General features: G+C 68.1%; 34 protein-coding genes. 19 read left to right on the top strand and 15 right to left on the bottom strand.

The window, feature by feature from the left end:
• Positions 1 to 67 precede the first annotated feature (67 nt).
• From DSM26151_RS13305 to DSM26151_RS13290, 4 genes are read left to right on the top strand one after another with little or no spacing between them, the layout of a single operon-like run.
• Positions 68 to 1195 (top strand): HesA/MoeB/ThiF family protein, encoded by a 1128-nt coding sequence (locus tag DSM26151_RS13305; RefSeq protein WP_234660002.1) that lies wholly within the window; start codon positions 68 to 70, stop codon positions 1193 to 1195.
• Positions 1195 to 2388, top strand: a complete 1194-nt coding sequence (locus DSM26151_RS13300) for a molybdopterin molybdotransferase MoeA (protein ID WP_234660001.1) — start codon at positions 1195 to 1197, stop codon at positions 2386 to 2388. The genes DSM26151_RS13305 and DSM26151_RS13300 overlap by 1 nt, the downstream gene beginning before the upstream one ends.
• A complete protein-coding gene (gene moaCB, locus DSM26151_RS13295; RefSeq protein WP_234660000.1) occupies positions 2385 to 3368 on the top strand; it encodes a bifunctional molybdenum cofactor biosynthesis protein MoaC/MoaB in 984 nt (327 codons plus the stop codon). The genes DSM26151_RS13300 and moaCB overlap by 4 nt, the downstream gene beginning before the upstream one ends.
• Entirely contained in the window at positions 3355 to 3792 is a 438-nt protein-coding gene (locus DSM26151_RS13290; protein ID WP_234659999.1) for a molybdenum cofactor biosynthesis protein MoaE, read from the top strand. The genes moaCB and DSM26151_RS13290 overlap by 14 nt, the downstream gene beginning before the upstream one ends.
• Positions 3793 to 3830: 38 nt before the next feature.
• Here DSM26151_RS13290 and DSM26151_RS13285 read toward each other — a convergent pair whose 3' ends face one another.
• From DSM26151_RS13285 to DSM26151_RS13275, 3 genes are all read right to left on the bottom strand, one after another.
• Positions 3831 to 4094: a MoaD/ThiS family protein gene (locus tag DSM26151_RS13285; RefSeq protein ID WP_234659998.1), complete on the bottom strand. Its 264-nt coding sequence runs from the start codon at positions 4092 to 4094 to the stop codon at positions 3831 to 3833.
• Positions 4087 to 5154, bottom strand: a complete 1068-nt coding sequence (gene moaA / locus DSM26151_RS13280) for a GTP 3',8-cyclase MoaA (protein WP_234659997.1) — start codon at positions 5152 to 5154, stop codon at positions 4087 to 4089. Before moaA ends, DSM26151_RS13285 begins: the two co-directional genes overlap by 8 nt.
• A gap of 74 nt (positions 5155 to 5228) precedes the next feature.
• Positions 5229 to 5426 (bottom strand): hypothetical protein, encoded by a 198-nt coding sequence (locus DSM26151_RS13275; protein ID WP_234659996.1) that lies wholly within the window; start codon positions 5424 to 5426, stop codon positions 5229 to 5231.
• 91 nt (positions 5427 to 5517) lie between these two features.
• On the opposite strand from DSM26151_RS13275, the gene DSM26151_RS13270 reads away from it, so the two are divergent.
• Positions 5518 to 6093 (top strand): recombinase family protein, encoded by a 576-nt coding sequence (locus DSM26151_RS13270; protein WP_234659995.1) that lies wholly within the window; start codon positions 5518 to 5520, stop codon positions 6091 to 6093.
• Between the two features lie 179 nt (positions 6094 to 6272).
• On the opposite strand, the gene DSM26151_RS13265 is transcribed toward DSM26151_RS13270, so the two are convergent.
• Together DSM26151_RS13265 and DSM26151_RS13260 are read right to left on the bottom strand one after the other, a co-directional pair.
• A complete protein-coding gene (locus DSM26151_RS13265; RefSeq protein WP_234659994.1) occupies positions 6273 to 6617 on the bottom strand; it encodes a type II toxin-antitoxin system PemK/MazF family toxin in 345 nt (114 codons plus the stop codon).
• Complete coding sequence (locus tag DSM26151_RS13260; RefSeq protein WP_234659993.1) at positions 6614 to 6850, bottom strand: hypothetical protein; 237 nt, start codon at positions 6848 to 6850, stop codon at positions 6614 to 6616. The genes DSM26151_RS13265 and DSM26151_RS13260 overlap by 4 nt, the downstream gene beginning before the upstream one ends.
• Before the next feature lie 270 nt (positions 6851 to 7120).
• Between DSM26151_RS13260 and DSM26151_RS13255 the strand changes: the two genes are divergently transcribed.
• From DSM26151_RS13255 to DSM26151_RS13245, 3 genes are all read left to right on the top strand, one after another.
• Positions 7121 to 7345 carry a hypothetical protein gene (locus DSM26151_RS13255; protein WP_234659992.1) on the top strand — a complete coding sequence of 75 codons (225 nt, stop codon included), beginning with the start codon at positions 7121 to 7123 and terminating at the stop codon, positions 7343 to 7345.
• A 97-nt stretch (positions 7346 to 7442) separates the two neighbouring features.
• Positions 7443 to 7691 carry a type II toxin-antitoxin system Phd/YefM family antitoxin gene (locus DSM26151_RS13250; protein ID WP_234659991.1) on the top strand — a complete coding sequence of 83 codons (249 nt, stop codon included), beginning with the start codon at positions 7443 to 7445 and terminating at the stop codon, positions 7689 to 7691.
• Positions 7688 to 7945 (top strand): type II toxin-antitoxin system RelE family toxin, encoded by a 258-nt coding sequence (locus DSM26151_RS13245; protein ID WP_234659990.1) that lies wholly within the window; start codon positions 7688 to 7690, stop codon positions 7943 to 7945. Before DSM26151_RS13250 ends, DSM26151_RS13245 begins: the two co-directional genes overlap by 4 nt.
• Positions 7946 to 7998: 53 nt before the next feature.
• Here the strand turns inward: DSM26151_RS13245 and DSM26151_RS13240 are convergent, their stop codons facing one another.
• Both DSM26151_RS13240 and DSM26151_RS13235 read right to left on the bottom strand, forming a co-directional pair.
• Positions 7999 to 8346: a type II toxin-antitoxin system PemK/MazF family toxin gene (locus tag DSM26151_RS13240; protein ID WP_234659989.1), complete on the bottom strand. Its 348-nt coding sequence runs from the start codon at positions 8344 to 8346 to the stop codon at positions 7999 to 8001.
• Entirely contained in the window at positions 8340 to 8585 is a 246-nt protein-coding gene (locus tag DSM26151_RS13235; protein WP_234659988.1) for a ribbon-helix-helix domain-containing protein, read from the bottom strand. Before DSM26151_RS13235 ends, DSM26151_RS13240 begins: the two co-directional genes overlap by 7 nt.
• A gap of 699 nt (positions 8586 to 9284) precedes the next feature.
• On the opposite strand from DSM26151_RS13235, the gene DSM26151_RS13230 reads away from it, so the two are divergent.
• Both DSM26151_RS13230 and DSM26151_RS13225 read left to right on the top strand, forming a co-directional pair.
• On the top strand, positions 9285 to 9500 hold the full coding sequence (locus DSM26151_RS13230; RefSeq protein ID WP_234659987.1) for a type II toxin-antitoxin system VapB family antitoxin: 216 nt from the start codon (positions 9285 to 9287) through the stop codon (positions 9498 to 9500).
• Positions 9497 to 9901, top strand: coding sequence for a PIN domain-containing protein (locus tag DSM26151_RS13225; protein WP_234659986.1), 405 nt, complete (start codon positions 9497 to 9499; stop codon positions 9899 to 9901). The genes DSM26151_RS13230 and DSM26151_RS13225 overlap by 4 nt, the downstream gene beginning before the upstream one ends.
• A 50-nt stretch (positions 9902 to 9951) precedes the next feature.
• Here DSM26151_RS13225 and DSM26151_RS13220 read toward each other — a convergent pair whose 3' ends face one another.
• Positions 9952 to 10188: a hypothetical protein gene (locus tag DSM26151_RS13220; protein ID WP_234659985.1), complete on the bottom strand. Its 237-nt coding sequence runs from the start codon at positions 10186 to 10188 to the stop codon at positions 9952 to 9954.
• A 199-nt stretch (positions 10189 to 10387) separates the two neighbouring features.
• Here DSM26151_RS13220 and DSM26151_RS15145 point away from each other — a divergent pair, with 199 nt between their 5' ends.
• Positions 10388 to 10516 (top strand): hypothetical protein, encoded by a 129-nt coding sequence (locus tag DSM26151_RS15145; protein ID WP_267963239.1) that lies wholly within the window; start codon positions 10388 to 10390, stop codon positions 10514 to 10516.
• 59 nt (positions 10517 to 10575) lie between these two features.
• On the opposite strand, the gene DSM26151_RS13215 is transcribed toward DSM26151_RS15145, so the two are convergent.
• The gene (locus tag DSM26151_RS13215; protein WP_234659984.1) at positions 10576 to 11079 is read right to left on the bottom strand and encodes a hypothetical protein; all 504 of its coding nucleotides are present in this window, start codon (positions 11077 to 11079) and stop codon (positions 10576 to 10578) included.
• 54 nt (positions 11080 to 11133) lie between these two features.
• A complete protein-coding gene (locus tag DSM26151_RS13210) occupies positions 11134 to 11628 on the bottom strand; it encodes a hypothetical protein (RefSeq protein ID WP_234659983.1) in 495 nt (164 codons plus the stop codon).
• Positions 11629 to 11715: 87 nt separating this feature from the next.
• Here DSM26151_RS13210 and DSM26151_RS13205 point away from each other — a divergent pair, with 87 nt between their 5' ends.
• From DSM26151_RS13205 to DSM26151_RS13195, 3 genes are all read left to right on the top strand, one after another.
• Positions 11716 to 12129, top strand: coding sequence for a hypothetical protein (locus DSM26151_RS13205; RefSeq protein WP_234659982.1), 414 nt, complete (start codon positions 11716 to 11718; stop codon positions 12127 to 12129).
• 100 nt (positions 12130 to 12229) lie between these two features.
• Positions 12230 to 12481: a type II toxin-antitoxin system Phd/YefM family antitoxin gene (locus tag DSM26151_RS13200; protein WP_234659981.1), complete on the top strand. Its 252-nt coding sequence runs from the start codon at positions 12230 to 12232 to the stop codon at positions 12479 to 12481.
• Entirely contained in the window at positions 12478 to 12738 is a 261-nt protein-coding gene (locus DSM26151_RS13195; protein WP_234659980.1) for a Txe/YoeB family addiction module toxin, read from the top strand. Before DSM26151_RS13200 ends, DSM26151_RS13195 begins: the two co-directional genes overlap by 4 nt.
• 145 nt (positions 12739 to 12883) lie before the next feature.
• Here the strand turns inward: DSM26151_RS13195 and DSM26151_RS13190 are convergent, their stop codons facing one another.
• From DSM26151_RS13190 to DSM26151_RS13180, 3 genes are all read right to left on the bottom strand, one after another.
• Complete coding sequence (locus DSM26151_RS13190) at positions 12884 to 13462, bottom strand: PIN domain-containing protein (protein ID WP_234659979.1); 579 nt, start codon at positions 13460 to 13462, stop codon at positions 12884 to 12886.
• Positions 13463 to 13465: 3 nt separating this feature from the next.
• Complete coding sequence (locus DSM26151_RS13185; protein WP_234659978.1) at positions 13466 to 14008, bottom strand: helix-turn-helix domain-containing protein; 543 nt, start codon at positions 14006 to 14008, stop codon at positions 13466 to 13468.
• Between the two features lie 82 nt (positions 14009 to 14090).
• Entirely contained in the window at positions 14091 to 14660 is a 570-nt protein-coding gene (locus DSM26151_RS13180; protein ID WP_234659977.1) for a hypothetical protein, read from the bottom strand.
• A 203-nt stretch (positions 14661 to 14863) separates the two neighbouring features.
• Here DSM26151_RS13180 and DSM26151_RS13175 point away from each other — a divergent pair, with 203 nt between their 5' ends.
• Both DSM26151_RS13175 and DSM26151_RS13170 read left to right on the top strand, forming a co-directional pair.
• Complete coding sequence (locus tag DSM26151_RS13175) at positions 14864 to 15127, top strand: ribbon-helix-helix protein, CopG family (RefSeq protein ID WP_234659976.1); 264 nt, start codon at positions 14864 to 14866, stop codon at positions 15125 to 15127.
• Positions 15124 to 15363, top strand: coding sequence for a BrnT family toxin (locus tag DSM26151_RS13170; protein WP_234659975.1), 240 nt, complete (start codon positions 15124 to 15126; stop codon positions 15361 to 15363). The genes DSM26151_RS13175 and DSM26151_RS13170 overlap by 4 nt, the downstream gene beginning before the upstream one ends.
• 44 nt (positions 15364 to 15407) lie before the next feature.
• Here the strand turns inward: DSM26151_RS13170 and DSM26151_RS13165 are convergent, their stop codons facing one another.
• Positions 15408 to 15638 (bottom strand): hypothetical protein, encoded by a 231-nt coding sequence (locus tag DSM26151_RS13165; protein WP_234659974.1) that lies wholly within the window; start codon positions 15636 to 15638, stop codon positions 15408 to 15410.
• A gap of 126 nt (positions 15639 to 15764) precedes the next feature.
• Positions 15765 to 16277, bottom strand: a complete 513-nt coding sequence (locus DSM26151_RS13160; protein ID WP_234659973.1) for a barstar family protein — start codon at positions 16275 to 16277, stop codon at positions 15765 to 15767.
• A 101-nt stretch (positions 16278 to 16378) separates the two neighbouring features.
• Here DSM26151_RS13160 and DSM26151_RS13155 point away from each other — a divergent pair, with 101 nt between their 5' ends.
• From DSM26151_RS13155 to DSM26151_RS13145, 3 genes are all read left to right on the top strand, one after another.
• Positions 16379 to 17095, top strand: a complete 717-nt coding sequence (locus DSM26151_RS13155) for a DUF2071 domain-containing protein (protein ID WP_234659972.1) — start codon at positions 16379 to 16381, stop codon at positions 17093 to 17095.
• Between the two features lie 53 nt (positions 17096 to 17148).
• Positions 17149 to 17568 (top strand): hypothetical protein, encoded by a 420-nt coding sequence (locus DSM26151_RS13150; RefSeq protein ID WP_234659971.1) that lies wholly within the window; start codon positions 17149 to 17151, stop codon positions 17566 to 17568.
• Positions 17569 to 17912: 344 nt separating this feature from the next.
• Positions 17913 to 18251, top strand: a complete 339-nt coding sequence (locus DSM26151_RS13145) for a hypothetical protein (protein ID WP_234659970.1) — start codon at positions 17913 to 17915, stop codon at positions 18249 to 18251.
• The last annotated feature ends 30 nt before the right edge of the window (positions 18252 to 18281 follow it).

Here is an 18281-nt window from a genome sequence, read left to right as displayed (position 1 = left end):
CAACGCTCGCGCATCGCCGCGCCCGGCGCAAGGCCCGGCGTCGCGCCGGTGCTGCGAGAATCGACGCATGGCCATCGATCCCGGCTCGGCTCGCTACGCGCGTCAACGGGTCCTGCCCGGATTCGGAACCGCAGGGCAGCGCCGGCTCGCCGACGCCCACGTCGTCGTCCTCGGCGCCGGCGGACTCGGCTGCACCGTGATCCCCGCGCTCGCCGCAGCCGGGGTGGGGCGACTCACCCTCGTCGACGACGACACCGTCGAAGAGACGAACCTGCACCGCCAGACCCTTCACCACGACGCCGACATCGGGCGCGCCAAGGTCGACTCCGCAGCGGATGCCGCCGCGCTCCTGGCGCCCGGAGCCGTGATCGTCCCCAGGCCCGTCCGGTTCGACGCGGGCACCGCCGACGACCTGCTCGCCGGCGCCGACCTGGTGATCGACGGCACCGACGACATCACGACGTGCTACGTCGCCGACGCGGCAGCATCACGGGCCGGCATCCCGCTCGTCTGGGGCAGCGCGGCACGCTACTCCGGGCAGGTCGGCGTCTCGTGGGAGGCGCGGGGGATCTCGTACCGCGACCTGTTCCCCGAGCCGCCGGACGACGCGGGCCTGAGCTGCGCGATCGACGGGATCCTGCCGACCGTGTGCACCGTCACGGGCGGACTCATGGCGGGCGAGGCCCTGAAGCTGCTGACGGGCATCGGCGAACCGCTGGTCGGGCGGGTCGCGGTGTTCGACGCCCTCACCGGGCGCACCCGCGAGATCGCGTACGCCAGGGCGGATGCCGCGGAGCGCAGTTCGCGCCCCGAACACTCGAGTGCGCCGCTCGAGCCCGGCCCGCGCCCCGAACTCGGGCGTGCGCCGTCGCGCGAGCCCGGCGAGGTCGACGCCGCGACCCTCGCCGCCGAACTCGCGACGGCCGGCGCGCCCGTCCTGCTCGACGTCCGCGAACCGTGGGAGGCGGAGATCGCCGCGATCCCCGGCGCGACACTGATCCCGCTGGGCGAGCTCGAGGAGCGCGCCGCGGGACTCGACCCCGCGGCATCCGTCGTCGTGATCTGCCATCTGGGGGTGCGATCACGGCTGGCCGCCGACCGCCTGGCCGCAGCCGGCTTCGACCGGGTCCGCAACCTGACGGGCGGCATCGACGCGTGGGCGCTCGCCGTGGACCCCGACGTGATGAGGTACTGATGACGAGGATCCCGTTCGACGAGCACCGCGGATTCGTGCGGTCGCTGCTTGCGCCGCTGGGCGCACGGCCGACCGAGCACATCGCGCTCGAGGACGCGCTCGGCCGGATCACCGCCTCGCCCGTCGAGTCGGCCATCGACCTGCCGCCCTTCCGGAACTCGCAGATGGACGGCTTCGCGGTGCGCGCGGCCGATGTCGCCGAGGCACCGGTCGTCCTCCCGGTGGCGGGCGAGTCGGCGGCTGCGCCCGGGGCGCCCGCCCCGCTGGCCGAGGGCGCCGCGATGCGCATCATGACGGGCGCGCCCGTGCCCGACGGGGCCGACGCGGTCGTGCCCGTCGAAGACACCGAACCCGCCGCCGACGGGTCGGTGCGCGTGCTCCGATCGCGGCGGCCGGGCGAATACGTCCGGGAGGCGGGAACCGATCTCGTCGCCGGGGCCGACGTGCTTCCCGCCGGCATCCGACTCGAGCCCCGGCACCTGGCCGCCGCCGCCGCGGCCGGGATCACCCGGCTGGTGGTCCGCGAACGGGTGCGCGTCGCGGTCGTCAGCACCGGCAGCGAACTCGTCGCGCCCGGTGCGGAGCTCGGGCCGGGGGAGCTGCCCGACGCGAACGGTCCGGCCCTGCGCGCCGCGGTCGCCGCCTGCGGGGCCGCGGTCGTGCACACCGCCCGCGTGCGCGACGACGTCGAGCGGTTGCGCGCCGAACTCGACGCGGCGGTCGACGCGGGCGCCGAACTCATCCTCACCAGCGGCGGCGTCTCGCAGGGCGCCTACGAGGTCGTGCGCGAGCTCATCGAGCCGCTGGGGGCCTGGGTCGGCTCGGTCGCGATGCAACCGGGCGGCCCCCAGGCGGTCGGCACCCACCGTGGTGTGCCGCTCATCGGGTTCCCCGGCAACCCCGTCAGCGCGCAGCTGTCGTTCGCACTCTTCGTCGCCCCGTCGCTCCGGGCGATCGCGGCCCTGCCGGCCGCGCGGACCGAGCGGATGCCGCTCGCCGGCGCCGTGCGCTCGGTCGCGGGCAAGCGGCAGTTCCTCCGAGGGCGACGGACGCCGGAGGGGCTCGCGGAGGTCGTCGGCGGTCCCGGGTCGCACCTGGTCGCGGCACTCGCGGCGTCGGAACTGCTCATCGTCATCCCGGATGACGCCGAAGCACTCGACGCCGGCGAACAGGTCGATACCGTGTTCCTATGAGCGAGCTCACGCATCTCGACGCCGACGGTCGCGCCCGCATGGTCGACGTGGGTGGCAAGCCCATTACGCGACGCGTCGCGATCGCCGAAGGGCGACTCGACACGACGGCCGAGGTCGTCGAGCTCGTGCGCTCCGACTCGCTGAAGAAGGCGGACGTGCTGCCGACCGCGCGGATCGCCGGCATCTCCGGCGCGAAGCGCACGAGCGAACTGATCCCCCTGTGCCACATCGTGCCCCTCGACTCGGTGGCCATCGACTTCGACTTCGACGAGGCCGCCGTCACGATCCGGGCCACCGCGACCACGACCGGCCGCACGGGCGTCGAGATGGAAGCCCTCACCGCCGTCGCGGTCGCCGGACTCACCCTCCACGACATGGTCAAGGCGGTCGACCCCGCTGCGAGCCTCGGCGGCATCCGCCTCGTCGAGAAGCGCGGCGGCAAGCGCGGCGTGTGGCGGGCCGATGCCGACGCCGGTCCCCACCGGCCGACGGATGACCCGACCGAGCGCACCGCGATCGTGCTCGTCTCCTCCACACGTGCCGCCGCCGGTACCGCGACCGACACGACCGGGCCGGTGATCGCCGATTGGCTGCGCGCCCGCGGCTACGAGGTCGACGACCCGCGCGTCGTCGCCGACGCCGATATCGCCGACGCGGTCCGTGCCGCCGTGGCCGAGGCCCCCGCGATCGTCCTCACCACGGGCGGCACGGGCGTGAGCCCGACCGACCGCACACCCGAGGCGACGGCCGCGGTGATCGATCATGCCCTTCCCGGCGTGGCCGAGGCGATCCGTGCTGCGGGGCGGGCTGCGACGCCGACGGCCGCGCTGAGCCGTGCGCTCGCCGGAGTCGCGGGGAGAAGCGTCATCGTCAACCTGCCGGGGTCGCGCGGCGGCGTCGCCGACGGGCTCGCGGTGCTCGACGACCTCCTTCCGCACCTCGTCGACCAGGTTGCGGGAGGCGACCATGCCCGGAGCTGAGGAGCAGGCCGCGCCGGAGGTGTTCGCCGTCGTGACCTCCGAGGTGATCGACCGCGCTGCAATCGAGGCGTTCGTGCTGTCGCGACGCGACGGCGCGCTGGTGACGTTCGAGGGCGTCATCCGCGATCACGACCACGGCGAACCGGTCACGGCCCTCGACTACTCCGCGCACCCCGACGCCGAACGGTTCCTGCGCGACACCTGCGCTGAGGTCGCCCGAGAGACGGGACTCGCGATCGCCGCCGGTCACCGCGTCGGACCGCTCGCGATCGGAGACGTCGCGCTGGTGGCATCCGTCGCGGCCCCGCATCGCGCCGAGGCGTTCGCCGCGTGCGCGCTGCTCGTCGACCGCATCAAGGAGCGCACGCCGATCTGGAAGCGCCAGCACCTCGAGGGCGGTACGAGCGAGTGGGTGAACCTCTGACGCTCCGCCGGTTCGCGCCGGCCCGCTGAGGGCGGCCGTCAGCCGCCGGCGAAGGGCGGGAGCACGTCGACCCGGTCGCCGACGGGCGTCGCCGGGTCGCGCCGCACGACGCCGTCGAGCAGGAACGACCCGTTCGCGACGACGCGCGCCATCGGCGTGCCGTACCGTTCGACGAGGGCGTCGCGCAGCTCGCCGAGCGTGGAGCCCGCGAACTCGAGGCGCTCCTCCTCGGTGGCGGCAGCTTCCGCCGCCGCGGCGAAGTAGCGCACTTGAACCGTCGTCACGGTCGCCGTGTCAGCCACCGATGCCTCCCATCGTCCGCACCGGGCGCACGAAGTCGACGTCGTCGATGCCGTGCCCCGCCTTCTTGCCCCACATCGCGGCCCGCCACAGGTCGGCGATCTCGTCGTCGCCGGAACCGGAGCGCAGCAACCCGCGCAGGTCGGTCTCGTCGTCACCGAACAGGCACGACCTGACCGAGCCCTCGGCCGTCAGGCGCGTCCGGTCGCACGCGCCGCAGAACGGTCGTGTGACCGACGCGATGATCCCCACCGTCACCGGGCCGCCGTCGACGAGCCACTCCTCGGCCGGCGCGGCCGGATCCTCCCGGCCGACGGGGTCGAGCGAGAACCTCGTGCCCAGCACGGCGAGCAGTTCTCGCGCATCGACCATGTTGTCGCGCCGCCACGCCTCGTCGGCGTCGAGCGGCATCTGCTCGATGAACCGCAGCCGGCACCCGTGCTCGATGGCCCACGCGAGCAGGGCGGGCGCGTCGGCCAGGGTCTCCCGCATGAGCACCGCGTTGACCTTGATCGGGCCGATCCCCGCCCGATGCGCACCGGCGATCCCGGCGAGCACCGCCGGCAGCCGGTCGCGTCGCGTCAGCCGCGTGAAGTGCTCGCGATCGAGCGTGTCGAGCGAGACGTTGACGCGCGTGATCCCGGCATCGCGGAGCGCTTCGGCCCGCTTGTCGAGGCCGATGCCGTTGGTCGTGAGCGAGAGCGGGATGCCGGGCGCCGCCTCGGCGCTGCGCCTGACGATCTCGACGAGATCGCCCCGCGTCAGCGGTTCGCCGCCGGTGAACCGGACCTCGAGCACGCCGAGGTCGCGCACGGCGATGCCGACCAGTCGGCCGATCTCCTCGGCCGTCAGGAGTTCGTCGCGGGGGATGACGGGCAGGCCCTCCGCGGGCATGCAGTAGGTGCAGCGCAGCGAGCACGCCGACGTGATCGACACCCGCAGGTCGTGCGCGACCCGGCCGAACCGGTCGACGAGCCCCGGCACGTCGGGGCGGCCGCGCAGGTCGGGCGCACCGGCATCCGCCCGACGGATCGTCGGGACCCCGAGCGCGATGGCTGCCATGTCCCCACCCTACGCACCCGATGGCCCGCTGGGGCCGGTCTCGTCGCGCGGGGTCGCACGGATGCCGCGTCCGTTCAGTTCACGGTCGAGGCGAGCACGAGCCACCAGACGGGGAATGCGACCCACCCGAGCCCGCCGACCGCCGCGCCGGTGGCGAACAGCGCGGTCTGCAGCGGCGACCCGGTCGCCGCGAGCAGTCCCGTCGACGCGATCACGGCTCCGACGACGAGGACCGCGAGCATCGCGACCGCGAGCACCTGGACCAATGTCACGGGGCGAACGTCACACCGGGAACCGCACGCCTCGGCGGCGCGACTCGGGACACCGGTTGCCGCGGTGCCGATCGGCGCGCAACCTGCAGAGATGAACGAGATGCTCATCGGATACGCTCGCGTGTCCACGCACGACCAGGACCTCACGGTGCAGCGCGAGGCGCTCGAACGGCTCGGGGTCATGCCCGAGCGGATCTACACCGATCGGGGGCTCACGGGAACGAACCGCGACCGACCCGGGCTTCGACTTGCCATGGCGGCATGTCGCGACGGCGACACGTTCGTCGTCACGAAGCTCGACCGGCTCGCGCGATCGCTGCGCGACGCGCGGGACATCGTCGACGAGCTCACCGCGAAGAACGTGAAGCTCAACCTCGGCGGATCCATCCACGACCCGAACGATCCCGTGGGGCGGCTGCTGTTCAATGTTCTCGCGATGGTGGCCGAGTTCGAGTCGGACCTGATCCGCGCCCGGACGCGCGAGGGGATGCAGATCGCTCGCGCGAAGGGCAGGCTACGGGGTCGCGCCCCCAAGCTGTCGGCCGCGCAGCAGGCACTGCTCGTCCAGGTGTACCGGAGCGGGAGCCACACGATCGCGGAGCTCGGTCAGATCTTCAAGGTCTCGCGGGCCACGGTCTACCGCACGATGCAACGGCATGACGCCTGAACCCGTACCGTTCCTCACTCCTGACTCATCGCGCTGCGCGCGAGACGGCGCGGCGCGACCTGCGCGCAGGTCGTGATGCCCGGGAAGCACACTTCGACGACGCAGATGGGTGGGACAGCGTCGACGCGCGCGACTAATGGGATGCCGCTGGGAGGAGAGATCGCTCGTGCTGGAAGTGGTCAGAGCTCGAGGAAGTCGCCCAGCCACATCCGCACGGCTCCGAGACAGTCGGTCGACACCTGACCCGAGATCCTCGTGAGCCGGTCACGCGAGAGGGTCCGCGGTTGTTCGGTCATGATCCATGAGGGCCGATCGAGACCGCTGTGCCCGTCGACCGGGACGTGGTTGGGCCATCCGCGGTCGGTGGTAGTGATCGGCAGCACGATCGCGAGGGTCGTGACCGCGTCCAGATATCCGGAGGAGGCGATGACCAGCACCGGACGGTGGCCACCCTGCTCCCGACCGCGAACGGGCTCGAGCGATGCCCATGCGATGACCCCGGGCGCGAGTTCCGGCTCGGTCACGACTGGGCGTCAGCCAACTCGGTGCGCTCCCAGTCCGCCGACTCCCGAGCGTGCGAGTCGGCCTGCGTGGCCGTCGATGCTGAGACCGCCGCCTTCAAGGTGCTCAGTCGCCACCTGCGGTCCTCTGCGTCCGCGAGGTGCGCGAGGTGCGCGCCGAGCGTCAGCCCGTCGCGTGCCGCCTGCTCTTTGAGCCGGTCCCGGAGCTCATCGCTCACCTTGATCGTCGTGGTCATACTCGAAGTATACCGGCGGGCTGGCACGCGGCCGATCCCTCAGCGACTCAGAGATCGCCGGTGTCCGTTCCGTCACGTTCGTTCAGTTGGGGGGAAGGGGGCCTCGCCAGCAGCGATCACCGCAGAGTCGCTCGGAGCGTGTCAAGTCCTTCGTACTCGCGCGCGATGAAGGCGAACGCCCTATTGCGGGGTGCGAGGTTGAACACCGTCTTCCTGTATGCGCGGCGGAGCGGAATGCCGAGTTCGACGAGGTTGTGGGAGCGAAGCGGGATGGACGCTCTGCGCGCAACGAATCGGGGTGCGCTCGAGGACGATCCCGAGCGGCGAGACCTCGAGGCGCTCGTCCTGGCCTGGCGTAGAGGGCTGACCAAGATCGTGACGATCCCGTGCCGAGGTGAGTGGAACCGAAGGATCGGCCCCAACGCTTTGCTGGTCACAGCCGACACGCGCGCCGACAGTGACGCCTACCGGCTCGCCCTGACGTCGTTCGCGTGACCCTGCGCCGCGGATGGCTCAGTCGGGGATCGCCGCAGAGCGCGTGGTAGATCCCTGCGTTATGTACATCAAGACACGAGAGATGTACAATTACGGCATGTCCAGTGTCAGCGTCGCAGACGCCCGCAGTCACCTGTCCGACGTGATCGCGCGTTCTCGGCAGGAGGCCGTCTTCATCGAACGGCGCGGCCAGCGCGCTGCGGTCGTGGTGAGCCCGGAGCGGTACGAGCGCATGCTCGACGCGCTCGAAGACGCCGAGGATGCCGCCGCCTTCGATGAAGCCATGGCCGAAGAAGGCGAGAACATCCCCTGGGATCAGGTCAAGAAGGACCTGGGCTGGGAGTGAGCTACCGGATCGAACTCCGACCAGCCGCCCTCCGAGCGCTCAAACGCATCGACCACCAGGACCGCGACCGCATCCGCGGCGCGATCGCGCTGCTCGGACAAGATCCGCGCCCGCCCGGGGCCAAGGCGCTTCAGGGCCGCGACGGACTCAGGGTGCGCGTCGGCGACTACCGAATCATCTACACGGTCCGAGACCACGTCTTGCTGGTGGTCGTCGTGACGCTCGGGCATCGCCGCGACGTCTACGGTCGCTGAGCGGCGGCGGTCGCGGTAGGGGATCGTCAGCGAGTCGACAGTGTGGTCGCGGCTCAGATGCCCATACCGAGGCGAATGCCGTTGGCGATCTTGGTCTGAACGTAGCTCGGGAGGTGCCCGACCGGGAACGCGTCGAGGAACTCCCGGCTGACCGGTCCGACTTGCGACACGACCGCCACCGAGTCCTTCTCGAGGCCGGAAGCCTCGACGGGTATGAGTACGTTGCCGGGGAACGCTTCCAGCGCAACGTTCGATGTCAACGGCACGACCAGGACGGTGGCGATCTGCGTGGCGAGCAGCCAGTCCTCCTGCATCACGACGGCAGGACGCCTCTTCGCCGGTTCCGATCCGCGCGGTGACCCGAGGTCGACCCAGACGACGTCGCCGTGGGCGATCACCACTCAGTCGCCTCGAGCATGCGGCGCTCGGACTCCGAGAGGAACGGGCTGTCGACTGAGGGCTGCCCGACGCGTTCAATGACCGCGTCGGCCAGGGCGGTCAGCTCTGCCTCGCCCTCGAGTTCCTCGACGAAGCGGCGGCCGGCGCGTCGAAAGAACTCCGAGCGGTTCATGCCGTGCCGGGCGGCGACGCGTTCGAAGCGCTCGAAGTCGCCATCCGGGATGGAGATCGCGGTCTTCATGGCCAAAGTATAACCGGTCATACTGGCTGTGTCGCTGAGGGAGGGGCAGCGGTCGGCGTCTCGTTCGACGCGGCAGCCGCTCTGACGTGGGAGCATTCGGCCAGGGCATCCCCCTGCAAGATCGCCTCGCTCGCCGGCACCACGCTGTCCTCGTGCCGACAGGATGCATCGACTCGGGATCAGGCTTCGCCGTCCTGGAGCGTGACGCCGTGGCCGCCGACGCGCTCCCAGCAGACCTCCCGAGTACGCTGACGACGAATTGGAGCCATCGAGCAGCCGGTACGTTGGCGAGCACGACGGCAACATGCTCTTCCTAGCCAAGGGCAAGGAGCCCGGGACTGTCTGCCTCGCGGTCTACCCGAACGCTACGGACTGGGTGATTGGCTGTGGTGGTGGCGGCGCCGAGTTCGGCGTCGGCGGTCCCAGTGGTGGGTACATCGTCCGGCCCGATGGTGCTCCGGCGCCCGAGTTGCACCGCGAAGTCGCGACCAACGTATTCGCTCGCGGATAGCTCACGTCGCCGCCGAGCCATCGGGAAGGACCAGAGGATCGTCGCCACTGAGGGATCATCGGTGCGCCGCCGGCCGCCCTTGGCCGAGCGGCGCACCCTGAGGGTCGGTCGGGTGCCGCTATGCGAACAGCTGTACCGACCCGACATCCGACTTATATAGTGGTATATATAGAACCGAGGGAGGCGCCATGGCCATCACATCCATCGACATCGATCCCGACGAGCTGAAGCAGGCCAAGGAGTTGGCCGGCACTTCCTCCAATCGCGAGACCGTTGACCTCGCGTTGCGCACGCTTATCGCCGTTCGCCGTCAACCGGCAGCCGTCGAGCGCATCATCGGGCGCAGGTTCGAGCCCGACCAGATCGACGCGCCGACCATCACGCCGACGGTGACGCCAGCGTGACGACGTACCTCGTCGACAACAGCATCTGGCAGAGGGCCGGGACGAGCGCGGCGATCGCCGACAGGCTCAGAGCACTGTCGCCGAATCACCTCATCATCACCTGCCCTCCCCAGGTGCTCGAATACTGCCACTCCGCAAGAGGCCCCCGCGAGTACGCCGAGCTGCGAGAGGACATAGAAGAGCTGCTCCCGGCGTGGGAGCACCCGGATGAGCAGGACGCCCTCGACATCCAACAGGCGCTCTGGAACAAGGGACTCATCCGCGCCGCAGCGGCATTCGACTGCCTGATCGCCGCCTACGCAGTCGCCAATGACGCCGTGATCCTGAACTCCGACCGAGACTTCGGGTACATCGAACTCGCTACCGACGGCAGAGTACGACAGGAGTATGTCCCCGCCTGATCGATAGCCCAGGGCTATCAGGCGGCGTCGCAGGGATCGGCAGGGAGCGCCTAGTAGTCGGCGCCGAGTTCCGCTCGGAGCCCGTCGATCAAGTGATCCAGTCGTGCGACGACAACCAGGTCGTCAGCGCCTCCGTCGTCTGTTGGCTCGACGCTCATGAGCCTTGTCCGCAGGGTGTTCACCGCGGCGGGGTCGAGCCGTCCGGAGAGGGTCATCACGCGGGTCGCGTCGCAGAGCCGGGCAAGCGCTCGAAGATCGGCGGCAGTGAGGTTCGGCGAGTCAGGCATAGCTCGATCCTGCACGAGGCCCCGACGCGGCGCATTCGCGCTGAGGGTCGGGCGCGAGTCGTCAACACGTGCGCGAGCGGCCGGGTTGATCCGCGAGGTTGCAGACGTTAGGTCGCTTTGTCAGAAAGCCGCCGACGTCGCACGAGTGCTCCACCGCGAGTCCAACCAAGTCCCTCCCACACGTGCCGAGCTCATCGAGATGGGCCTGCTGTACACGCCCGAACATGGCTACGCCGCATTCACCGTGCCGGACTTCGACAAGTTCATGCTCCGCGCAGTTCCCGAGCTCGTCGTGCCCGAGATCCAACGTCGACGGAAGAAGAAGTAGCGACCACGGTCGCAGACCACGATTGGCGTTGAGGGATCGGTCCTGGCGCTCAGGACCGATCAGCTTGCGCTGCTGCATTCGCTGATGGAGCGCAGGGTGATGCGTGCCTGGGCTGGGTCGCCGCGCGCGATGATGTCGATCACGAGCAGGTCGCGGCCGACGACGCGGATCTCGAGGTTGTCGCGGGATTCAAGCGCCTTGGTGCGAACCACCCACCCGTCTGCCTCGGCGAACTCTTGGGCCAGAGTCCTGGCCCAGGTCACTCGATCGAGCACGGGGTCGACGTCGAACACTCGCAGAATCCGTGCCTGTTCCCCTCGCCCTTCGAGAGGACACGCTTCTACTGCAATCGTCTCCGAACGATCGATCACGGATCCTTCGGGGAGGGTTCCTTCGATCCGGTCCAGCCGCGCCGTCACCTCTGCAGCTGCCGCATCAACCGTCATCGGCTGCGTGCTCGGCATGAGAAGAGTGGCAACCCAAATGCCGATCACCAGAAGCCCAACGCTCACGGCGAGCACACTCGTGGTCTTGACAGAGCTCCATCCGGGGCGGGTCGTCATCTAGGCAGACTATGGCTCCGGCACACCGATGAATCCGCTTACGGCGCGCTTTGACTAGGTTCCAGCGGCAAGTCGCGTCACAACTGCGCGCGCCTCGACCTCGGCCGCAGCGGAAATCACGGCGACCTCGCCATCGTGGGGCAAATCGATGATCAGGCGTATGTCGAGGCCTCGTATAGCCGCGGCGCGAGCGTCACCTTCCTTGTCCGATAGGCGGAAGTTCACTGGTGGCTTCCTCGATAGTTGCCAGATCAGCGCTCCACCATCGCTTCCGCTCTGCAACTTCAACGCATGGCGTCGGAACTGGTCCGGCGTCATGAGCAGGTCCATCCGGACGAAGCGAACCGCTACATCTTCCACGAAGCCCGTCTCGGACTCGTTGACTGGGACCCGCACGCTGCGCCAGTCCCAGCCGACGGCAGCATGGTCTTCAAGGATCACGAACTCGAGCCCGGGGTTCAACGCCGCTGCGAGTGAGCTCAAATGGCCGGGCCAGACCGCCACAGTCCACCAGCCGTCGCCACGTGCCTCAGGGCTACCGACGTTCACGTCCGCAAACCTAGCCGACGGAGCTTCGCAACACCGGCATGGGCTGCGTTCGCCCGATGACGGTTCCACGCGCGGCAGAATGCGTGTGTGAAGGATGTAGCCAGACTCCTGCAGGACCTGCATGAGACACGCAACGCGATTGACGTCGGCGAGCGAACTCTGTCCTATGAGAGGAAGGGCGACGTTCGCGCCCACAGCAAGCGGATGGATGCGCACCAGGCGGCGCTCAACAAACTCGCAGTACGCCCAGAAGGGAGGTTGGCGCTCGAGACCCTACTGCGAGACTCGCCAATCACGTCGCTGAGGATCTCGATCGCCAATGTCGTGATGCGCTGGGACAGCTTCTCCGCCCGAGACGTGCTCGAAGAGATCGTCACTAGTGCTGGCGGTCGCGTCACGAGGCCTATGACGATGACCGCGGCGCTTCATGCGCCAGACGGTACAGCGACGAATGCGGCACTCAGTTTGCTCAATCTCGCGCGCACCCAACAAGGAATGTGAGACGTCCGTAGCTCTAATGCCCGCAAGCCGGGTCCCTCGGCGAGGTGACAGCCATCCCGAGTGGTACACTATTCCGTACCACAAATTCGAAGAGGTGAACATGTCGGCAATCACCGCGACCGAGGCGCGCAAGAGCCTGTTCGGCCTGATCCAGCAGGTCAACGACGATCACACCGCAGTCGAGGTCGTCTCTCGACACGGCAACGCCGTGATCATGTCGAAGGACGACTACGACGCGATCACGGAGACCGCTCACTTGCTGCGCAACCCTGCCAACGCCGAGCGGCTCCTCGACGCGATCGAGCGGGCGCGTCGCGGCGAGTTCGAGCAGCACGACCTCCTCGAAGCGTGACCCGCGCGCTCGCGTTCGATCAGAACGGCTGGGAGGACTACGTCTACTGGCAGACGCAAGACCGCAAGACGCTCAGACGGATCAACGTCCTGATCGCCGACGTGCTCCGTGACCCGTTCGCCGGCATCGGGAAGCCGGAGCCGCTCAAGCACATCCTTTCGGGTGCGTGGTCTCGCCGCATCGACGAGACGAATCGGCTCGTCTACTACGTCACGGACGACCACATCGTCATCCTGCAAGCCCGCGACCACTATTGAGGTGGGCGACCGCGCCCGCGCGGAACCGCAGCGCCCACGGAAGGTCGTCGACCGGACAGCCGCAAGCGGATCGGCTAGTGCGGAGTGCGCCGCGTGCGACCACGGAGACCGGGCCGGCGTGAGTCGGTGTGCGGGCGTAAGTCGTCTACCCCAGGTCGTTGTCAGCCAGCATCTCGCTGACGGCTTCCGCGAACTTCGGAGCCCCGCTGCAGGCCAGTCTCGCCAACAGCACCTCCGCAGCGACGGGGGGATGTGTCATCGCCGCTGCTTGCTCAGTGATGACCTGGCACGTGGCGGACGGTCCGAGGTCGAACTGATCCAGCAGGAAGTCATCCAGCCGGATGGCGGCCAGGCCGAAGTGCCGCAGCGCAGCCTCGGGGAAGTCGCTGACGTTCTCGGTGACGATCACATCAGCACGACCCCAAATCGCTGCGGCAACAACGTGGCGATCGTCAGGGTCCGGAAGCTCGATCCCTCCCTCGAGTGCTTCCCACCCTTCGACGAGAGCATCGTCGAAGGCCTCATCCATCGAGCGAAAGCGGCTCTGGAACCTGCTTGGGTCAATGTCGGGATGGATGCGCTCAAGTGCACGCAGCGCCTCATCAACGACCCGTCGTGACCACAACGGCCGGAACGCGCCGGAGTCGGCCATCCGCAGCATCGTGTCGCACGGCGCGATCGGAACCAGCACGCAAGCATCGAGAAACGCCGTGAACAGCGCCACCGCCTACGACTTCCTCGCTTCGGCGAGGGCGTTCCGGTACGCCCCGGCGTCGACGTCGTACATGCCGTCCTCGCTCGCCTGGCGGGTCAGCTCATCAAGACGACTGCGACGATCGATCCGCTTCCGCTCACGGTACGCAAGCACGTCCTGCAGACGAAGACGCCGATGCCGGGAGGCCCCGAGGCGTTCGAAGGGCAGCTCATGCTCGTCGAGCAGCCGGACCAAGGTGTTCCGGCTCACGCCCAGCAAGTTCGCCGCCTGCTGGGTCGTCAATTGACGGTCGATCGGCTCGACACTGACGGACGCACCGTTACCCATTGCATTCACGACCTGCCGCAGTACCTCGTAGACCTCGAGAGGCAAGGGGATCTGCTCGCCGTCAGGCCCGAGCAGCATCGCGGGGGCGGAGTGGCTTTCGAGCAGCCGCGCAAGGTTGAGCATCTCCTGCAGGTCGTCCGGCGGAGCGACCACGCGTGGCTCACGGGACGGGCTGGGAACTGGAGTACTCATGTCTCGATTATCGCCCAAAACGTTCAAAACGTCCATATCACCCACGATACTGGACTTCCTGGGTTCCGACCTCTGTCGCTCTGCGGCGATCCCTGACTGAGCCATCCGCGGCGCAGGGTCACGCGAACGACGTCAGGGCGAGCCGGTAGGCGTCGCTGTCGGCGCGCGTGTCGGCTGTGACCAGCAAAGCGTTGGGGCCGATCCTTCGGTTCCACTCACCTCGGCACGGGATCGTCACGATCTTGGTCAGCCCTCTACGCCAGGCCAGGACGAGCGCCTCGAGGTCTCGCCGCTCGGGATCGTCCTCGAGCGCACCCCGATTCGTTGCGCGCAGAGCGTCCATCCCGCTTCGCTCCCACTCGAGGTACGAGGGATCCTGGAACACGCTCGCATCGAACCGATCGCTCCAGCTCGGTCCGACCAATTCGCGAAGGAGCGACTCCCGCTCTGGTGATCCATCGGCTGTGGCGCGGATGCGTTCGAAGAGACGAAGATCGTGCTCGCGGCCCGCATGCTCGACGACCTCCCGCCAGACTCCCGCCCACGCACCCTCCCACTCCGCCCGGGTCACGTCATCCGCAACGGCCGCCGCAGGCGCGGGAGTCGCCACGAGAGGCGGAGGCAGGTCGTCACCCCGCGGATGCAATGCATGGGCCTCGCGCAGCCACAGCAACTCGAGGACCTGCATCGGCCGATCCTCGACCGTGATGGTCATCTCGTGCGGCCATGGGTTGCCCGGGATCGGCTCAACGGATCGCATTGCACCAGTTCAGCGGATCTCGCGCTGCCCCGCGAGGAGCGAAACCGCAAGGCTCTCGAATCCGATGCACGGACGATCCCTCAGCGGGACTGGCGACTACTCTCGCAGGTATTTCGTATTACACTATTGCCATGAGCAAGCGGGAGACGATCAAAGGCGTGCCCGTCACCGAAGAGCAGATCTCCGAGTGGGTCGCTGAAGCCGAAGCCGGCTATGACGTAGTAGCCCTGAAGAAGCGCGGTCGCGGCCGGCCAGGGCGTGGTGCTGAGCCATCGCAGGTGGTTGCTCTGCGGTTGACCAGTGACGAACTCGCAGCGCTGGATGCCCGCGCTGCCCGCGAGCACAAGACACGGTCTGAGCTCATCAGGGACGCGCTGGCCGCGTACGCCGCGTGAAGGTTCACGATTCGGCACTCAAGCACGGCATCAGCCCCGAGGATGCGACGCAAGCCGCTTCATGGCCGACCTGGATCGAAGACCTCTACGACGACTCGCCCGCCCGGCAGCTCCGACTCGGATTCGACGCCCGAGGTCGACTGCTCGAGACGGTCGTGTTGGTCTTCGACAGCGGGAACGAACTCGTGATCCACGCGATGAAGGCACTACCGCAGATGCTCGATCTTCTGCCGTAGGCCGCCAACCGGGGATCCATAGACGGACAGTTGATCGCGTGGCGTTAGAGAATGTTCAGACCTTGCAGGATTACGAGCGCGCCGATGACGATCGCTCCAATGCCGGGCCCCGTCATGTGGTCAGGTTTCCCGGCAGCGGCGACAGACTCACCAACTTCTCCGACACTCCGCCGAAGGTGCTTCTGACTCCAGCGCAACACTCGTTCCCGGTCGATGAGAACGAAGACGCCGACGCCAACCCACACAGCGCCAAGCGCGAGCAGCCAGAAGTTCATCGGCACCATTCTCGTACACCTACTCAGAGCCCCGGTGACGCCTAGTCGTGCGAAGTCCGGATGCGGATCCGCTTGCGCAGTGCGGGTGCACTGGAGTTGACCACGCTGCGACCGCCGTCGATCAGGTCAATGCTCCGCATCGTGCCACGGCACAACGGTCGCGCCGACCGGCGCAATCGCGATTTCGCGGTCATCGGACTGCACGAGGCAAATCAAGCGGCCGCCGAGTAATGCGGCGCCTCGCGACGTATCAGCCATGATCTCAAGGAGAAGTTGTGCCGATCCGGGGTCGGCCTCCACGAAGGCGTCGTATCGATCGAGTACGACGACAAGTCCAGTCGCCTTCGGGTCCCACCCGTAGTCGTGCTCGACGACGTCCCTCAGGCAGTCGGCGAGTGCATCGAAGTTCCGTCCGTAGTAGTCCGGGAACTCAAACCCAGCCGCGAGCTGATCGTGCATTGCCGCGAGCTGACTCCAAGTCGTGGCGTCGAACTCCAGCACTTGATAGCGGAGCTTCCTCAGCTCCTCAAGCGTCGATGCCATCCGGTCGGCCCTATGGAAGAGCGTGACGGGCGAATTGGCCAGCAGTCGATATGCGGGGTCTTGACCGAGATCGGTCTGCAGATCGAAGGACGCCATGGGGCGAGCCTAACTGGACGGCCGCTGCGCTCTCAGAGGGCACGGGCCCGCCCGGTTGCCGATCCACTAGTGCGAACCCCGCGTGGTCCTAGAATCCGGTCGTGACCATCACCATTCCACGCATGGCAGCCACGATCGAGCGCCGTCTGCTCGTGAACTACCGGGTCGAGCCGGACGCGATCGCACCCACGTTGCCCGGCGGGCTTCGCCCTCAACTCGTCGACGGAAGCGCGGTCGCGGGCGTCTGCCTGATCCGGCTAGGCGACTTCCGGCCGGCGTGGTTCGCCCCCAAGGTGGGCCACCGAAGCGAAAGCGCCGCGCACCGAGTAGCTGTCGAATGGGATGGCCCCGACGGTGTCCGGACCGGGGTGTTCATCCCGCGTCGGCACAGCGCGTCACGGCTCGCCCAGCTCGCCGGCGGCCGGGTCTTCCCCGGCGTGCACGAGCACGCCCGGGTCACGTCAGTCGAGTCCGACGACAACCTGCATGTGACCGTCGACGCGGTCGACCTGCGGGTCGACGTCGACGTCGACGTCGTTCCGGCCGAACAGTTCGAAAGCTCGTTATTCGCCGACCTGGCCGAGGCTTCCGACTTCTTCCGAAAGGACGCCATCGGCTGGTCCCCGACCCGTGGCGGCGAACTCGAAGCCCTTCGACTCGACACGGACGACTGGCGCGTGCAGCCGGGTCACGCGACGCGCGTCGAGTCCAGCTTCTTCGACGCACTTCCTCCAGGCGCCGCAGAGTTCGACCACGTACTCGTCATGCGCGATGTGCCGGTGGTCTGGAGCAGTCCTGCTACCCGCCTGGCCGCATGAGGTCGAGATCGCGAGGGCGCAACGTCGTCCTCACGTTGCTCTGCCTCTCGGTGATGTTCGGCACCGTCGGATGCACCGGATTCTTCGCGGTGTATCCGCACGCGGAAGAGCCCGCTGATGTCGTCGGGACTTGGGTGCACGGATCGGGCCGGCTCGTTCTGAAGGCGGACGGCACGTTCGAGATGGCTGACATGCCGAAGCGGATCATCGACGGTCATGGGCCTCGGTCGAAGTCGACCGAGACGGCCGGCTGCGCCGGGAGCTGGACCCTCTACGCAGAGACGCAGAGCATCTATCTGACCGCGACGTCGGGTGACTGTCGCGGCGGTCAGCTCTTGGCGACCGGCCGAAACGGTGAGATGACCATCGCATTCGGCATCGGCGGAGGCACCGACGACCCCCGATGCTTCGAGCTCGTCCGGAGTCGTTCGAATCTCGAGCCGCGAGACACGGATGAATGCCTGTGGTACTGACCGCTTCCAAGCGAACGCGCCTCACGCCTCGTCAGCCCGACACGACACCGTACGATGACCGGTCGCCCTGCTCGCCGAAGGATCCCTCATTGCGATCACCGAGGCGCCGCAGGCACGGGCGTTGGGGCGCGTGATTGCTCGCGACGCTTCTTGGCGATGTCAACTTCATTCAGGACCGGCATGACGGTCCGATTCAGGCCCAGCGAGCCGATCCTGTCCCGGCTGCCAGCTTCGTGTAACACCGCGGCGGTGTCTGGCAACAACCAGAGTGAGCCGCCAAGGGCTCCGACACGGGCCTCACCGCTGAGGCCCTGATCGATCGCACGAAACGACAGGAGTGAGAGATGACGTTGATGACCAAGCGCAAGCGCGCCGGATTTGGAACGGTCGTGGCCGTGGCGCTCGCGATGATGGGGAGCGTTGTAGTTGCTGCCCCAGCGCAGGCGGTGTGCTCTGGGGCATACCTCTCGGTGAACACAGCCGCTCAGGCCTCCGCCAAGGTGTCGTCGAACTGCACCAACGGTTCGACGATCCGGGCGCGCAAGAACTGGTACTACACCGATAGCTCCAACTCGCCGGTCGACGCGTCGTATGGTCCGTGGATCGGCACGACCGCGCTCACTTCTACCGTCTACCTTCCGAGCGGCCGTTACCACAAATCGAACGTCATCGAGTCGCGCTGATCATGGCGTCAGTGGGTAGGCGCGCCGTAC

Source organism: Agromyces marinus (assembly GCF_021442325.1).
Classification (GTDB): Bacteria; Actinomycetota; Actinomycetes; order Actinomycetales; family Microbacteriaceae; genus Agromyces; species Agromyces marinus.
This window is presented reverse-complemented; position numbering and strand designations above follow the sequence as displayed.